Source organism: Achromobacter sp. FW305-C-30-7, from assembly GCF_058783105.1.
Genome location: NZ_JBYSYI010000008.1, coordinates 250,448 through 265,207 on the forward strand (window position 1 = coordinate 250,448; position 14,760 = coordinate 265,207).

Genomic DNA, 14,760 nt, shown 5'->3' on the forward strand with positions numbered 1-14,760 from the left:
ATCTGGTTGACCACGCCGCTGCCAGAAATCAGGCCAGGGAAGGTCTGGACATCGGAGCGGTTGAAATTCAACGCGCCATGGTTCGTCACGTCGCCCAGGATGGCGCCCGTAGTACCGCCGTTGCCCAGCTGTAGCGTGCCTGCCGAAATCGTGGTGCCGCCGGTGTAGGTATTGTCGGCCGTCAGGATCGTGGTGCCGGCGCCGATCTGGCTGACCGTGCCGCTACCAGAGATCAGGCCCGGGAATGTCTGGACGTCGGAACGATTGAACGCAAGCGCCCCGTTGTTCGCCACATTGCCCACAATGGCGCCAGAGGTGCCGCCGTCGCCCAATTGCAGGGTGCCTGCGGCGATTGTCGTCCCGCCCGTGTAGCTGTTGTTGCCCGTCAGCACGGTGGTGCCCGAGCCTATCTGGTTGACCGCGCCGCTGCCGGATATCTGGCCGGCAAGCGTCATGGTGTCGGAGCGGTTGAAGGCCAGCAAGCCGTCGTTCGCCACATTGCCCAGGATGGACCCCGAAGTGCCGCCATTGCCTAGCTGCAACGCGCCCGCCGAAATCGTGGTGCCGCCGGCATAGGTGTTGTCTGCGGTCAGGATCGTGGTCCCGGCGCCGATCTGGTTGACCACGCCGCTGCCGGAGATCTGGCCCGCGAAGGTCTGGACATCGGAGCGGTTGAAGGTCAGCGCGCCGTTGTCGATCACATTGCCCAGGATGGCACCCGACGTGCCGCCACTGCCCAGTTGCAGCGTGCCCGCCGAAATCGTGGTGCCGCCGGTATAGGTGTTGTCTGCGGTCAGGATGGTGGTGCCTGCGCCGATCTGGTTGACCACGCCGCTGCCGGATACCTGGCCGGCGAAGGTCACTACATCGGAGCGGTTAAAGGTCAGCGCGCCGTTGTCGACCACGTTGCCCACGATGGCGCCCGTGGCGCCGCCATTGCCCAGTTGCAGCGTGCCCGCGGAAATCGTGGTGCCGCCGGTGTAGGTATTGTCCGCCGTCAGGATCGTGGTGCCTGTACCGATCTGGTTGACTGCGCCGCCGCCCGATACCAGGCCCGTGAACGTGACGCTATCGGAGCGGTTGAAGGCCAGCATGCCGTTGTTGGCTACGTCGCCGACGATTGCCCCCGAGGTGCCGCCATTGCCCAGTTGCAGCGTGCCCGCCGAAATCGTGGTGCCGCCCGTGTACGTGTTGTTTCCCGTCAGGACCGTGGTGCCGGCGCCGATCTGGCTGACCGAGCCGCTGCCGGAAATCTGGCCGCCGAGCGAGAGGGTATTGGACCGGTTGAATACCAGCGTCCCGTTGTTGGCCACGTTGCCGACGATGGCGCCGGTGGTGCCGCCATTGCCCAGCTGCAAGGTGCCCGCCGAGATGGTGGTGCCGCCGGTATAGGTATTGTTGGCCGTCAGTATCGTGGCGCCCGTGCCGTTCTGATTGACTACGCCGCTGCCCGAGACCAGGCCCGCGAACGTGACGCTATCGCTGCGGTTGAAGTTCAAGGCCCCGTTATTGCTCACATTGCCGACGATGGCCCCGCTGGTGCCGCCATTGCCCAACTGCAGCGTGCCGCCGGCTATCGTGGTGCCGCCCGTGTAGTTGTTGTTGGCGGTCAGGATCGTGGTGCCGCTGTAGGTGCTGAGCTTGCCCGCGCCCGTGATGCCGGGGACAAACAGATAGCCACTGGTATTGGTGTGGTTGAACACCAGCCCGCCGGTGGCGCCCAGCGTCAGATTAGGGCTGGGACCCGTCAACGTCAGCGTCCCGGGGGCCGCCGCCGCGGACAATGCGGCCGCGCCGATATTGATGACGCCCTGCGAGCCGGCCGCCACGCCTGCGCGCGCGCTGGCTGCGCTGACGGTGGCGTTGTTCGAAATGGTCAGCGCGCCGGAGCCGGAGTTGCCCACCGTGAGGACGCCGGAGTTGGTCCAAGAGGAGCCGGTGCCGTCGACTGTGACCGCGCCCGTCGAATTCGCGCCGGCGCCGATGGTGCCATTCGTGCTGGCAACCGCGCCGCCATTGGTGACGTTGACCCGGCCGTTGCCGGAAAAGCCCACAGTAAGTTCGGCGCTGCTGTTCCACTGCGTTCCCGCCCCGCTGATCGTCACCAGACCCACGCTGCCCGAGTCATAGCCTACGTAGGCCAGCCCATTGCTCACGACCGCGCTGTCGCTGATCTGCAACGTGCCGTTGCCGGTCTGGCCGACGCGCATGAAACCGGTGCTGTTCAGCTGCGATCCCAAGCCGCTGACCGTCACGGTGCCGGTGCCGCCAGCCGCCACGCCCACATAGGTGTTGGTGGTGCTTCTTACAATGCCGCCATTCGAAACGCCCAGCGTGCCAGTGCCCGAGAATCCCACGGACAGGCCCGAACTGTTAGTCCATTGCGCCCCGGCGCCGCTCACGGTTACATGGCCGGTGCTGCCGACCTGCCGGCCAACAAAGCCGGAGCCGTTGGACACCACGCCGGTCGCGCCGATCTGCAATGTCCCGGTACTGGTGTTGCCTACCGTCAGGGAGCTGGCGCCCAGGTTCCAGGGCGAGCTCTGCGACCCCGGAACGGTGACCACCGAACCGCCATCGATGGTCTGGGAATAGGCGGGGAAAGCGCCCAACGCGATCAGGAATGCGCTGGAAAGCTTGAATGACAAGCGGACGTCAATTGGTGACAAGGGCTGCATCTTCTCTACTCACTTAATCAAAAGAAATTCAGTGAAGTGATCGTCTGCGCGTAATGCCTGCCAATTGAAGTTGCCGGCGGGTCTATTCCCGGGCAAGGGCAGGCATTTAGCATAAGCCTGTTTATTGCTGTGGTTACAACAATAAAAAGGGGCGGATGCTGGAGGCGCAGCGATGTCTAGGCTCCCGCTTTTTCAAACGGGAGCCTTGGGTGTGCGTGGAAGAGCCGGGCGATCAGGGAACCGAAGCGGTTCCGATCAGAGGCTGAGTAGGGACGGTGTCCAGGCCAAGGCGCGCGCGCAAGGCGGAGCGATGGCAGGTCTGGCCGGGGAGGAGGGGGGACGTACAGGCAACGCGCATGACAGATAGAACCGACAAAAAATGCCTAGCCTCAGTAGTTCTGTTCCATGGCAGAGCTGCTTGGACCTCCGGATTCAGCACATGGTCTGGAAATGCACGAACGAGGGTTTTGCAAAGGAGGTCAGGTTCAGATTAGTGCTGGAAAATCCGGGTGCGATTGATGTAAATCAATGGCAGTGCGCGGCGCGTGCTTAATCGGCTGTCCATGCGCAGAACATTGTCGTGTTGCCGCAACCGGCAGCAATAGTGTTGCGGACGCGACGCGGATAAGCAGCGTCGCGTCCGGTATCAAGTCCCGCTCAGGCTCCGGCTCTGCGCAGGAGGCAGGCTTGCGTGCACTGGTTCAGCAAGGGATCGCCGGCTTCCATCAGTATTGGTTCGACAGGCTGGCGCACGCGCGGCAGCAGCCGCGCCAACAGCATTTCGCAATCGCGCCGCAGATAGCTTTGCTCGCCCGTCAGCTTGCCGATGGCGCGCGCCAATGCAGAGTCCCGCGCCAGTACCAGCAGCGCCAGACGGTTGCTGGCGGTGTCGCGCAGCAGCCAGACGCCGGTGGCAGTGCGCAGCAGCGGGTCCAGCGTGTCGGCCAGTTTGCGCAGATCGGACTCGTTCAAGCCGTGCGCCTGAAAGCGCGGCGCGGCGTCGCCGGCCTGGGTCTGGCGTTCCAGCAGGTCCGCTTCCAAGCGCCAGGCTCGCGCCTGCTCCAGGTCGCCGCGCCGCAGCGCCGCCGCCGTCAGTTGGCGCAGGCAGGGCAGGCGCTGCGGGCCGGGCTCGTTGGCGGCCTGCGTCCACAACACTTCCGCCGCTGCTTCCAGGCGCGAGGCCTCGGTAGGATCCATGCGCGCCCTGCGCAGCTGCAGCGCAGCCAGTTGGCAAAGCGTAGGCACGTGGCCGGGGTGTGCGCGCAGGTTCTGTTCCAGCAGGACGGCGGCGCTGTCCGCATCGCCGGTGAGCATGTCGGCGTACCAGGCCATGCTGGCCCGTTCGTCGGCCGACAGCGCGCGCAAGCGTTGCTTGCGCATCAGGTCATGATGGCCGGCGATGGCTTCGTCGCGTTCGTTCCGCAGCTCGCGGGCAGTCTGCTCGATGGCGTCGCGTTGCGATGCGTCCAGGGCCTGGGCCAGCGGCAGGCGTTGGTCGCCGAGCCATTCTTCAGCTGCGGTGGGCGAGGCGCGGCGCCAGGGCAGTGGGTTGGTGCTTGTTGGCGCCGCTTGCGGGGCTGAGGTTTGTGCTGCGTTTTGGCGCGAAGGTCCGGTAGCTCGCGGTTCCGGCGATGCCGTGCTGTGCAGCGGGTCCAGGGCACGCAGCGCGGCCAGACGGTCAGATAGGGAAGGGTGAGTGTCGTCGCCCGTGGTCGGACGGCACAGCGCCTGATCGAGCCAGGCCTGCGCCTCGGCTTCGTCTCGCGGCAAGGCCAGTTCGGTATGTCCGGCCAGCCGCGCATGGGGGGAGGGCGGCTGAGCGTCGGCGGCTTGCGCGTAGGCGGCGGGCCAATACTCGCGCAGCGCCCGGGCTTGCAGGGACACCGCTACCAGCGCATTCGCAGCCGCAGCCGCGCCGCAGGCTTGCGCCGATTGCGCATCGGCCTCGTACTCGCATTCCCGGGCAAAACCCAGGCTGGCCGTCAGAAAGCGCGGCACATGCCAATTCATGAAGAGGCGCAGCGGCCCCGTCGACAGTCCCTTGCGCCGCTCCAGCTGCCGCGCCGCCTCTTGCCATTGCAGCCGCGCGAAATACACCCGGCTGGCGTAGCGCCCATGGCTGCCGGCGATGTGCGCGCACTCGTGCGCCAGGATGGCGCGGCAAGCATCGGCCGACAGCATCTCCAGCAGCGGCTGCCCCAGCCACAGCACGTTGCGCGTGCGGCCCAGCAGCTGCCGGTGCTGCCGGATGCTGGCGTTGAACTCGCTGTTCAGATAGACCGCGTCCAGCGCCGGCGCGCCCAGGCGCGCGCGCACCTGCTCGATCTCGCGGAACAGCGCGGGGGCGTCTTCGGCCCGCAGGCGGATGCCATCCTCCGCGGCTGGCGGCCGCGCCGCGAATGGCAGCCGCAGCATTGCCCAGCCCGCGAAAGGCAGCGGCAGGGCGAGAGCTCCTGCTGCAACGCCCAGCACACCCGGCAGCGCCGCATACAGCCATGCGGGCGCGGTGCATAGCGCCACGCCCGCACTTACCAGCGCAGCATCGCCCAGCAGCAGCCGGGCCGACAACTTCAATCCCGACAGCCCGCGGCGCGCCATGTGCTTACTGTGCGGCCGGCTTGGGCGGCAGGTCTTCGGCCGAAACGCCGCCGCGGCCCAGATAGGCGCCGAACACCGTGCCTATGGTCTTGACCAAGCTGTGCGAGTTCAACACCTGCGCCTGGATATCTTCAATGTCCTCGTCGTCCGGTTGCAGGCGGCAGGCGTGCTGGGCCCATTCGATCGCGGCAAAGCGGTTCTTCTTGGCGCCGCGGCCATGCGTGTAGGCTAGCGCGATCTCGGCGCTGGCGCGGCCGGCGCGCCAGTCGTCGTCTTCCTCGACCAACGGACGCAGATAAGCGCGCACGCCTTCCTGCTGTTCCTGTCCGGTGCCATGGTCGCGCAGCAGCACGCCGATGCGCAGGCGCGCCAGCGCTTCCGCGCGCGGCTCCTCGCGGGCGCCTTGCAGCAGCCCAAGCACCTTGTCCAGGTTCTCGCGGCGCGAGAAGTCCATCCCACCGTCGAAGATATTGCGATGGGCCATGTTGTACATGGCCAGCGGCGAGCCGTCGTCCACTGCGCGTTGCAGCCACTGGTCGCGCACGGCGTCGTCCAGGTAGCTGTCGGGCGTGTTGTCGCGGAAGCCGCGGTGGATGTCATACATGCTGCTGGCCGCGTCCGGCACGCGCCGGTCCGCCAATTGGCGCGTCAGGAAATAGCCTTGCTCATGGTCGCCGCCGTCCCACAACATCGCGGCCGCAGCCAGCACGTTGAAATCGTCGTCCATCTGGTCTGCCGCCAGCTCCGCCGCGCGGTCCAGCAACTGCTGCGCCCGCACCGGATCCTGCGCAAAGCCCCAGCGGCCGAACTGATGCGCCACCGCCGTCAGCGCCTGCGCCGTGGCCACCTGGTCCCAGCCGCACATGCGTTCCAGCACGCGCTTGAACGCGCCATCCTCGTCCGGCTGATGATGGATGATGCTCACGTGCGCGAAGCTGCGGAACGGCCCGTCCACCTGCGCAAAATACTCGTTCGGTCCAAACGCCGCCACGCTTTGGCCATGCAGTGCGCGGGCGCGCGCCTGGTCCTGTAGCGAATAGCTGGCGAATTGCGCGTAATAGCCCAGCGCCATGCCGCGCTCCGTCGGCCGCAGCTCGCGCGCCAGGAACGACTCGAAAATGCGGCGGTACTCTTCCACGGCCTCGACGTCGTCCGGCTCCGGATAGCTGTCCAGCGAGTCATGAATGCCGATCCAGCGGATCGCATTGCGCTGCGGTTCGGTCAGCGCCGCGCACAGCGGGCCGCCCGCCATGCCGTCGATATCCTCATAGCTGCCGCCCCAACGCGGCTGCAGGTATTGCGCGTAAGCCGTCAGCGCGCCCAGATGTCCGGGCCGCAGCTCCAGGGCGCGCAGCAGCCAATAATCCTTGGCCTGTTCCATTTCATGCTCGGCGCGCGGCGCCAGCCAAGCCGGCAAGGCTTGCGGAGCTTGCGCGAGACGCGGCACGCCCACTGACGCCAGATGCGCCAGCGCAGCATCCATCAGGCCTTCTTCCTCGATATCGTCATGCGTCAAGGTCTCGGGCGGATTGCCCACGTACAGCGCGCGCAGCCAGTACGGTTCCTTGAAATGCGCGGCCAGCTGCATCATCGTCACGCAGGCCGCAATCGGGCGCGTGGAAAGCGCCATCGCCCGCAGCAAGGCAGCGGCGGAGCTTTCGCAAGCCAGCGCCGCGCCCAGCCAGCGATCCTGGGTCACGCTGTCCGCCCAGCCATAACCGCGTATGTCGGCCGCGCGGCCGTAGCAGAAATTACCCATCACCAACTGCGCGTGATACGAATCCGGGCAGGCGGCGATCCAGGCTTGCAGAAAATCCGAGGCGTCCTGGTACGGCACCGTCGAATAATCGAACAGGGTGCCGGAATTGGCCGCCTCGAAATAGGGCGCGCCAGGGTCTTCCGTATTTGCCCAGTCTTGCTGTTCCAGGTCGGCGTAATAGGCGTCGAGCTGCGCGTAGGCGCGGGATTGAACCAGGGCGCGGACGTCGCGGCGGATGGCGGTGAGGGATCGCAAGGAGGCACCTGAGGGGGATGAACGGGAATCTGCCCGCGGGCGGGGCGGGGCAAATGATGCCTTACTTGGAAGTCAGGCCAAGGAATAAAAGCGATAAAAAATAAATAAATATGTCTAAATGTGTTTTTTGCGATGTCTCCGCTGCACTATTGCCCTTGGTCGGCCGGAGCATGGCCAGATTCGATGATCTTGGCCATACCGTATTCCCCCGTGCGATCAGCGTCGCCGCACGGGGAGCGGCGGTCAATGAGGCTTGATAGCGACTTTCAGCACGCCATCGCGCTGGTTGGCGAACAGCTCGTATGCCGCGACGATGTCATCCAGCTTGTACTGGTGGGTGACGAGCAGACCCAGATCCACACGGCCCGATTCGATCACATTCATCAGGCGGCGCATGCGTTCCTTGCCGCCCGGGCACAGCGCGGTGTTGATCTGGTGATCGCCCAGGCCCGCGGCAAACGCATCCATGGGAATGCGCAGGTCGGAGGAATACACCCCCAGGCTGGACAGCGTGCCACCCGGTTTGAGGATGCGCAGGGCTGATTCGAACGTGCCCTGGGTGCCCAGCGCCTCGATCGACGAATCCACGCCGCGCCCGCCCGTGAGCTTCAATATCTCGGCCACGACGTCGCAGTTCTTGAAGTTCAGCGTCACGTCCGCGCCCATCTTGCGGGCGATGTCCAGGCGGTGGTCGTTGCCGTCGATGGCAATGATGGTGGTGGCGCCGCGCAACTTGGCGCCCGCCGTGGCGCATAAGCCGATAGGTCCTTGCGCGAACACGGCCACCGTGTCGCCGATCTTGATGTTGGCGTTCTCCGCGCCCTTGAATCCCGTGGACATGATGTCCGGGCACATCAGCACCTGTTCGTCCGTCAGCCCGTCCGGAATGGGCGCCAGGTTGGCCTGCGCGTCCGGAACCAGCACGTACTCGGCCTGCGTGCCGTCGATCATATTGCCGAAGCGCCAGCCCGCCGTGGCCTTGTAGCCGTGGCAGCCGCAGCGCCCGCTGGGAATCAGATAAGCGCCATCCTGGCTCGGGAATCCATCCTGGCTGGGATACGAGGTGAAGCTCGGGCAGATGGCGCCGGCGATCACGCGCTGGCCCTCCTGGTACCCGATCACGGCGCTACCCAGCTTCTCGATCACGCCCACCGGTTCGTGCCCCACGGTGAGACCCTGAGCGACGGGGTACTCACCTTTTAAGATGTGCACGTCCGTGCCGCAGATGGTGGTGGTGGTGATGCGGATCAGTGCGTCATTGGGGCCGACGTCCGGGATGGGCTTGTCGGTCAGCTCGATCCGGCCAGGCGCGACGAAGATTGCAGCTTTCATGAGAGCGGGCATCAGAGTCTCCTTGGGGCGGTAGGTGATTCCTCAGGCTAAACCGGAGCGGTTCGCAGGCCAACTGTAGTGCCGCAATCAATTGATGTGGGTCAAGACAAGTCGGCAGGCGGAAAGCGCGGCGGTGGCGCGCTCTTCGCAAATGCTGGCAATCCTCAATGACACAAGCGTCGCAAGGTATCATGCCCAGGTTTTCACGGATCGACCTCCTACATGGTCAGAAGGCTTTTCAATGAAAAAAAGCATTCCGCTGGTATTGCTGTCGTCCATGCTGCTGACGGCTTGTGGTCCCGACAAAATCATCGCCGATCTGCCTTCGCCTGACGGGAAGTATCACGTTGAGGTCCGCAAATGCCCGCAGCGCGGGTCGCTGACCTGGGACGAGCAGACCCAGGTTTCCGTGGTTGAAGCGGGCGTGTCGGAAAAGTGCAATGCGTTCATCGTGGCGCTGACGCAGTTCCGATCGTATACCCCTGACGAGCAACTGCAGCTTGAATGGCTTTCCGATACGGAACTCCGCGCCTGGCATCCTGCGTTCGAGCCGAAGAATGGCCCATGGGCCCGGACGTTCAAACAGAATTCGCCAGTTCAGGTGACATTCGCGCCCAAGCAGTAATAGGCCGCCGGTTATCCACGCGTTGCCAGGGCGATGTCGTAAACGTGATAATTTGTTGCGCCGTCGGCGCAGTTGTTACCGCTTGAATCGGCGGCTTCGAGGGCATGCGGAAAATCCGCGGCTTATGGCCGGGGATAGCTGATTTTTTTGCCATCCGCGCAATGGCATCTATGGTTGAATACGCTCCGTTTGCGCGCGGCTGTGCCAGCCGCGCGACTCATACTCCACGGAGCTTTGTCCAGTATGCGTTTCAGAGTTTTGACCTTGGGGTTGCTGATGGCGGGCGCCAGTGTTGCGCAGGCTGCCACGGTGCAGGAAGTCTTCAACGGAAAAATGCTGGGCAAGAGCCAGGCGCATTTCGAAACGATAGCCGGCGCGCCGCAGGAATCCTATGGCGACGATCGCGTGTTCGACGTACAGGGTTGCCTGATCACCGCGACGATCAAGTCGGACAAGGTATCGGCGCTGAGCATGGAACCCTCCGAAACCTGCCAGCCCGACCTCGCCAGTTTCATTGGCGAGTATGCGCCCAAGCCTGGGCAGAAAATCATCCCCGCCGCCTTCGACTCGGGCCTGACGTACACGGCCGATTGCCTGACGGACTGCGGCAATGCCGCCGACCCTTGGGTCTACGCAAGCTGGACCGCGCCCCGTGCGGCGGGCCGCATGGAAGTCATGCTGGGCTTCGTGCAGGCCGGAGGCGACGCGCTGGACGCGGCCGATAAATGGGCCACGCAGATGGAAAAGGCGGAAGGCAAGGATTACCTGCTCAACAACAAATTCAATTGCGATGCCCGCTACAACAATGTGGCGGCGGCCGCTTTCAAGAACGTGACCGCGACCAGCGTCAAGATCGGGTTTGATCTGCCGAAGGAATCTTGCCGCTAGGTCGCGCTGCGAACTGCTGTCTTTGTAATCCACGGCCATGCCAGGCCGATTCCAGGGGAAAACAATAAAATGAAGAAGCTAGTCTTGACGGTTCTTGCGACTCAACTGCTTGCCGGGTGTGCGGGGTCCCCGATAAGCAACATGATCAATAATGAACGCCAGGAAACCCGGGCTGACATGATGCAATCGTGGGTCGGCGAGAGCGAAGAAAAGCTGGTTTCCAAATGGGGGCCGCCCACCAACAGCTATACCTTGTCCAGCGGCGGCAAGATCATTTCGTACGAATACGTCCGTGGCATCATCAACAACACCATCTACCGATGCACGGAGAAATTCAGGATTGACGATGGCAATGTCACCAAGTGGGGCCTGAGCTCCGGCTGCGACACGAGGATCAATGGCGGGGACCTGATATCGAAGGATATCCCCATTCCGCAGCCGACCTTGTGATGACGGGCGCGGCTTATGGCCGCGCTGCAATGGGCTGAGACTGAGTGTGAATATCGAGAACATCAAAGGCCGGCTGGCCTTTCTGCAGGAAGCCGAAAAACTCAAAAGCGTGCTGCGTAGCGGATTCACGTCCACCGGCCGTCCCGAAAGTACGGCCGAACACAGCTGGCGCCTGTGCCTGATGGCCATGGCTTTCGAAGACGAGTTAGCCGGCTTGGACATGCTCAAGGTTCTGAAGCTGTGCGTGCTGCACGATCTGGGCGAGGCCATCCATGGCGACGTTCCGGCCATCGAGAAACACCAGCATCCGGACAAGAGCGAGCAGGAGAAAGCCGACCTTTTGCTTCTGACCCGATCCCTGGACGAGAAACAGCGAGCCGGCATCATGGCGCTTTGGCAGGAATATGAGGATGCTGCCACGCCGGAGGCCAAGGCCGTCAAGGCCCTGGATAAGCTGGAAACCATCCTCCAGCACACGCAGGGCCAGAATCCGCCGGATTTTGATTATGGGTTCAACCTGACCTATGGCCAGAAGCACACCGACGCGGACCCCTTGTTTGCATTGGTGCGCAGCGTCCTGGATGAGAAAACGCGCGAGCGCATGGATCCGGAAACCTGAGAAGTTAGCGACCCGGCGGCTAACTACGTTGCGGTCGCGCGTGCAGCCGCACGCCGTTCATGAGTGCCAAACCAAACCCCCGAAAGCACCAGGACAAATGCCCCCGTCAGGCGCCAGGTCAGCGGATACGAGGCGCTCAGCAACTCGATCAATACCGCCGTGATCGGCGCCAGCGCCTGAAATGACATCACCCGGCTCGCTTCCAATCGAGTCAGCGCCCACAGCAGGCAGAAATAGCCCATCGCACTGGAAAGCCCGATGAAGACCACATTCGCCCATTGAAAGCCCGACAGGCTGGGCAATAGCGGTGCGCCTCGCATCAGGCAGACGCCCGCCAGGAACAAAACGGAGACAAACATCGCCACCACGCTGATATACATCGACGGATAACGCTGCAGGTAGGGACGATATAAAAGACTGCAAGCCGCGCCGATGAACGTCGCGCCCAGCAAGGCGGCCCAAGCCCAGCCATTGGCAGCGCCGCCAACCGCAGCAGCAGTGGGCTGCAGCAACAGCGCAATCCCCGAGACCGCCACGCCCGCGCCTATCAACCGGGCCCAACTGAACCGCTCGCGTCCCGTGGCGATCGCGAGGCACAGGGTCACCAGCGGCAGCGTGGAAAACACCAAGGCGCAAGTGGCAGCGGGTAGCCGGGCCAACGCATAGTTCAACAGCAGTATGAGCATCGCGAATTGCAGAATGCCCAGGCCCGCGACGGCACAGAAATCCTTGGCCGTAAACCGCACCGACCATCGCCGCAACATGGGCGCGGCAAGCACGACCGCTCCTATGGCATAACGCAGGAAGGCCAGCGTCTCCGGCGATACGTCCGCCGACACCGCGCGAGTGGACACCATCGCGGCCCCAACCAGCGCGCCCGTGACGGCGGCGGCAAATACTGCCTGAGTGCGTTCACTCATCGCAGCCGCGCCTGTCCGCAAATACGGACCTCATCTGACAGCAGGGATGCATCGCCTTCCTTACAGATCCCGCGCCCAATACTGCCCCACCAGATCCTTGCCGAAGCTGTGGTGCTGTTCTTCCTCGATCAGCTCGAAACCAGCCTTCTCATAGATCCGGCGCGCATCGGTCAGCACGCTATTGGTCCACAACACCATGCGCTTATAGCCCGCCTGCCGCGCAAACCGCAGGCACTCGTCCACCAGCCTGTGGCCCATGCCCAGCCCACGCGCGGAGCCGTCCACATACAACAGGCGCAGCTTCGCCGTGGTTTCGTCCTGCCGCACCACGAAGACCGAGCCCACCATCTTCCCGTCCTTCTCCGCGATCCAGCAGCGCTCGCTGTTGCGGTCGAACTCCCGGATGAACTTCGCCACGATCTCGGCCACCAGCGCCTCGTACTCCGAGTTCCAGCCGAACTCCTGCGCATAGACCATGGCCTGGTTCGCCACCACCAAGCCCATGTCGCCCGGCCGCGGATCGCGCAGCACATAGGGCAGGGGCGCTTTGTCGCCGAGCAGGTTCTGGATCTCGTTCATGGCATTGACCAGCTGCGCTTGCGCCGGCTCCGATAGCTGTTTGAGGATGGCGATGATCTCGTTGCGCGACGCCTCGTTGAGCGGCGCAAACGCCGCCCGGCCGGCCTCTGTCAGTTCCAGCAGGCCGACGCGGGCGTCCGCGGCCGAGCGCGTCTTGGCGATCAAGCCTTTCTTTTCGAAGCCCGAGATCACGCGGCTGACATACCCGGCGTCCAGGTTCAGCTCCCGGCACAGGTCCGAGGTGCTGAGCGCCGGCCTGTGGGCCAGTTCATAAAGAATGCGGACTTCGGTCAGCGAGAACTCGCTGGCCAGCAGGTGCTCATGCAAAACCCCGATCTGGCGGGTGTAGAAGCGGTTGAAGGATCGGACCGCTTCGGCGCGGTCCTGGAGCGATTGCTGATGCATGGTGCGTCCAATTTATTGCTTTAAGCATATTATTATTTGCTTTGGGCATGTATTTGGAGAATTTTATCTATTGGAAACTTAAATTCAATAGATATGATCTTTATTGTGCCTCTCCTACATTCTCCATCCGGCTGTTGATGTGCCCCAGCCAGCACCGCTCAAACTGGCGGTAAAGCCGCTAGTAGCGGCAATTCGTGCCTCAACTCGGGAAGTGGGTCGGAGGTCTGCCACGACAAAATAGAGGCTACGACTGTTTTAGGATGAATTGGCTCTCGCAAGAAAACCTCCCCCTTACTGATCAATCCACCGTTTGGACTTCAGGCGGTAGGGCGGTTCATGGCATCATCGAACGTCCGTTTTTCAATCGAGTTTTCGTTTTACAAGGCGAGCATTGTATGAATATCAGTGCATGGGCACCGTCTTTAAATAATCCATACGCACTTATTGGTTTTATTTTTTTGATTCTAAGCGCCCTAGCTACGACGTTTGTTGTGCGAGAAAGGTTGCCAAGAACGTACCTTGTCGGCATCCTCGGATTGGCTGCTATGGCAGTGTTGGTTCTATTGGTCATACTGATCAAGGAAGGAGACGGAAACAGAAAAAAAGAGGAACCATCCTCGGGGGCGTCGATCAGGCCAAAAAATTCTTCACCTGCTTCGATCAATTTTCAGACGGTTGAAGGGTCTGGAAATGTCACGGTCAATAATTCCAATGGTAGTGTAAATATAAATAGCGGCATCAATGGAAAGCCATGAAACAGCACTTTAGGGACATTTTTGTTGCAACTATTGGGGTGGCGCTTTCATTTTCTGCCAGCGCGGTAAATTTTCAGAGCGTAAGCGGTAACGGAAATCATACGATCAATAATCAAGCGGGTGGATTGGTTAATTATTCCTTGTCTGAGCCATCGCCTGCCACCAGGGACGTTGCTGATTCGTTAAACAAGATTGTGCGATTTCTCGAGGCGACCAATCCTACCAAGATTTACCTCGGCGACGTTCGTCTGCTTAGATGGTTAGGTGAGGATGAAAAGGTCCTTACCCTTGATATAAAGAATTCCAGCAACATGCCAGGGTACAAGGTCAAGACAGTGCTGCTGGCTTCACTTAATCATGGTGAATCCCAGTCTCGACTGTTGTCCATGAAGCCTGTGCGAGGGTTTACGAAGAAAATGCTCGAGACGTTATCTGTCGAAGCGCAGGGGGCACAGAGTATTCCAATCGCCACCGTGTCCGAGCTAAAGCGCTTCGTTAATTTTCCCGAAGGCTACGATTTGATTGGGGCCGGCCTCGTTCCTGAAATTCCTGATGTTTTGATTCATGAATACGGAAATCAGAACAAAAATAGCGATGGCAGCATGAGCCTGGCCTTCATGGCCATGGGTTTTGGCGTTCGAACGACTTATGAAACAGTCTTCGAAGGAAAGAACAGTTCAGTCATGAGCGCATTCCTATATTTTGCGAAGCCAGAAAAACCGATTCCAATGCTGGTGTTCCCCCACAAACCAGATTAGTTGAGAGAGCTTTTGCTACCGCAACAGGATCTTTTGCGCGCATGGTTTGGCGTTTTAAAAGCGTGAAAACCGAAATGCGGCAGAAAAAAGTTGGGGTTTTGCCCTCTTGGGTGAAACGGCAGTCCCATGCCTCTATCTG

General features: G+C 62.0%; 12 protein-coding genes. 6 read left to right on the forward strand and 6 right to left on the reverse strand.

The features are described from left to right. The 4 genes from AC3WOB_RS24550 to AC3WOB_RS24565 all read right to left on the reverse strand — a co-directional run. Nucleotides 1–2,648, reverse strand: a 2,648-nt coding sequence (locus tag AC3WOB_RS24550; protein ID WP_492276443.1) for a beta strand repeat-containing protein, incomplete at its 3' end; no start/stop codon positions are given. A 687-nt stretch (nucleotides 2,649–3,335) separates the two neighbouring features. Then, nucleotides 3,336–5,276: a M48 family metalloprotease gene (locus tag AC3WOB_RS24555; RefSeq protein ID WP_492276444.1), complete on the reverse strand. Its 1,941-nt coding sequence runs from the start codon at nucleotides 5,274–5,276 to the stop codon at nucleotides 3,336–3,338. A gap of 4 nt (nucleotides 5,277–5,280) precedes the next feature. After that, the gene (locus tag AC3WOB_RS24560) at nucleotides 5,281–7,290 is read right to left on the reverse strand and encodes a DUF4034 domain-containing protein (protein ID WP_492276445.1); all 2,010 of its coding nucleotides are present in this window, start codon (nucleotides 7,288–7,290) and stop codon (nucleotides 5,281–5,283) included. Nucleotides 7,291–7,533: 243 nt separating this feature from the next. Then, entirely contained in the window at nucleotides 7,534–8,634 is a 1,101-nt protein-coding gene (locus tag AC3WOB_RS24565) for an NAD(P)-dependent alcohol dehydrogenase (RefSeq protein ID WP_207464219.1), read from the reverse strand. A gap of 82 nt (nucleotides 8,635–8,716) precedes the next feature. Here AC3WOB_RS24565 and AC3WOB_RS24570 point away from each other — a divergent pair, with 82 nt between their 5' ends. The 4 genes from AC3WOB_RS24570 to AC3WOB_RS24585 all read left to right on the forward strand — a co-directional run bounded on the left by AC3WOB_RS24570 (nucleotide 8,717) and on the right by AC3WOB_RS24585 (nucleotide 11,204). Further along, nucleotides 8,717–9,247, forward strand: a complete 531-nt coding sequence (locus AC3WOB_RS24570) for a hypothetical protein (protein WP_492276446.1) — start codon at nucleotides 8,717–8,719, stop codon at nucleotides 9,245–9,247. A gap of 243 nt (nucleotides 9,248–9,490) precedes the next feature. After that, nucleotides 9,491–10,135, forward strand: a complete 645-nt coding sequence (locus AC3WOB_RS24575) for a hypothetical protein (protein ID WP_492276447.1) — start codon at nucleotides 9,491–9,493, stop codon at nucleotides 10,133–10,135. A 141-nt stretch (nucleotides 10,136–10,276) separates the two neighbouring features. Beyond that, entirely contained in the window at nucleotides 10,277–10,585 is a 309-nt protein-coding gene (locus AC3WOB_RS24580) for a hypothetical protein (RefSeq protein WP_492276448.1), read from the forward strand. Nucleotides 10,586–10,631: 46 nt separating this feature from the next. Continuing rightward, the gene (locus AC3WOB_RS24585) at nucleotides 10,632–11,204 is read left to right on the forward strand and encodes an HD domain-containing protein (RefSeq protein WP_492276449.1); all 573 of its coding nucleotides are present in this window, start codon (nucleotides 10,632–10,634) and stop codon (nucleotides 11,202–11,204) included. Nucleotides 11,205–11,227: 23 nt separating this feature from the next. Here the strand turns inward: AC3WOB_RS24585 and AC3WOB_RS24590 are convergent, their stop codons facing one another. Beyond that, nucleotides 11,228–12,124 (reverse strand): DMT family transporter, encoded by an 897-nt coding sequence (locus AC3WOB_RS24590; RefSeq protein WP_492276450.1) that lies wholly within the window; start codon nucleotides 12,122–12,124, stop codon nucleotides 11,228–11,230. A 60-nt stretch (nucleotides 12,125–12,184) separates the two neighbouring features. Continuing rightward, entirely contained in the window at nucleotides 12,185–13,108 is a 924-nt protein-coding gene (locus tag AC3WOB_RS24595; RefSeq protein WP_492276451.1) for a bifunctional helix-turn-helix transcriptional regulator/GNAT family N-acetyltransferase, read from the reverse strand. 260 nt (nucleotides 13,109–13,368) lie between these two features. Between AC3WOB_RS24595 and AC3WOB_RS24600 the strand changes: the two genes are divergently transcribed. Then, a complete protein-coding gene (locus AC3WOB_RS24600) occupies nucleotides 13,369–13,863 on the forward strand; it encodes a hypothetical protein (protein WP_492276452.1) in 495 nt (164 codons plus the stop codon). Beyond that, nucleotides 13,860–14,621, forward strand: a complete 762-nt coding sequence (locus AC3WOB_RS24605; RefSeq protein ID WP_492276453.1) for a hypothetical protein — start codon at nucleotides 13,860–13,862, stop codon at nucleotides 14,619–14,621. The genes AC3WOB_RS24600 and AC3WOB_RS24605 overlap by 4 nt, the downstream gene beginning before the upstream one ends. Nucleotides 14,622–14,760: the final 139 nt, after the last annotated feature.

Excerpts from the sequence above, each read along its gene's own strand:
- AC3WOB_RS24555 (WP_492276444.1), bottom strand. The coding sequence starts at position 5,276 with ATGGCGCGCCGCGGGCTGTCGGGATTGAAGTTGTCGGCCCGGCTGCTG.
- AC3WOB_RS24565 (WP_207464219.1), bottom strand. The coding sequence starts at position 8,634 with ATGCCCGCTCTCATGAAAGCTGCAATCTTCGTCGCGCCTGGCCGGATC.
- AC3WOB_RS24570 (WP_492276446.1), top strand. The coding sequence starts at position 8,717 with ATGTGGGTCAAGACAAGTCGGCAGGCGGAAAGCGCGGCGGTGGCGCGC.
- AC3WOB_RS24575 (WP_492276447.1), top strand. The coding sequence starts at position 9,491 with ATGCGTTTCAGAGTTTTGACCTTGGGGTTGCTGATGGCGGGCGCCAGT.
- AC3WOB_RS24580 (WP_492276448.1), top strand. The coding sequence starts at position 10,277 with ATGATCAATAATGAACGCCAGGAAACCCGGGCTGACATGATGCAATCG.
- AC3WOB_RS24590 (WP_492276450.1), bottom strand. The coding sequence starts at position 12,124 with ATGAGTGAACGCACTCAGGCAGTATTTGCCGCCGCCGTCACGGGCGCG.
- AC3WOB_RS24595 (WP_492276451.1), bottom strand. The coding sequence starts at position 13,108 with ATGCATCAGCAATCGCTCCAGGACCGCGCCGAAGCGGTCCGATCCTTC.
- AC3WOB_RS24600 (WP_492276452.1), top strand. The coding sequence starts at position 13,369 with ATGAATTGGCTCTCGCAAGAAAACCTCCCCCTTACTGATCAATCCACC.
- AC3WOB_RS24605 (WP_492276453.1), top strand. The coding sequence starts at position 13,860 with ATGAAACAGCACTTTAGGGACATTTTTGTTGCAACTATTGGGGTGGCG.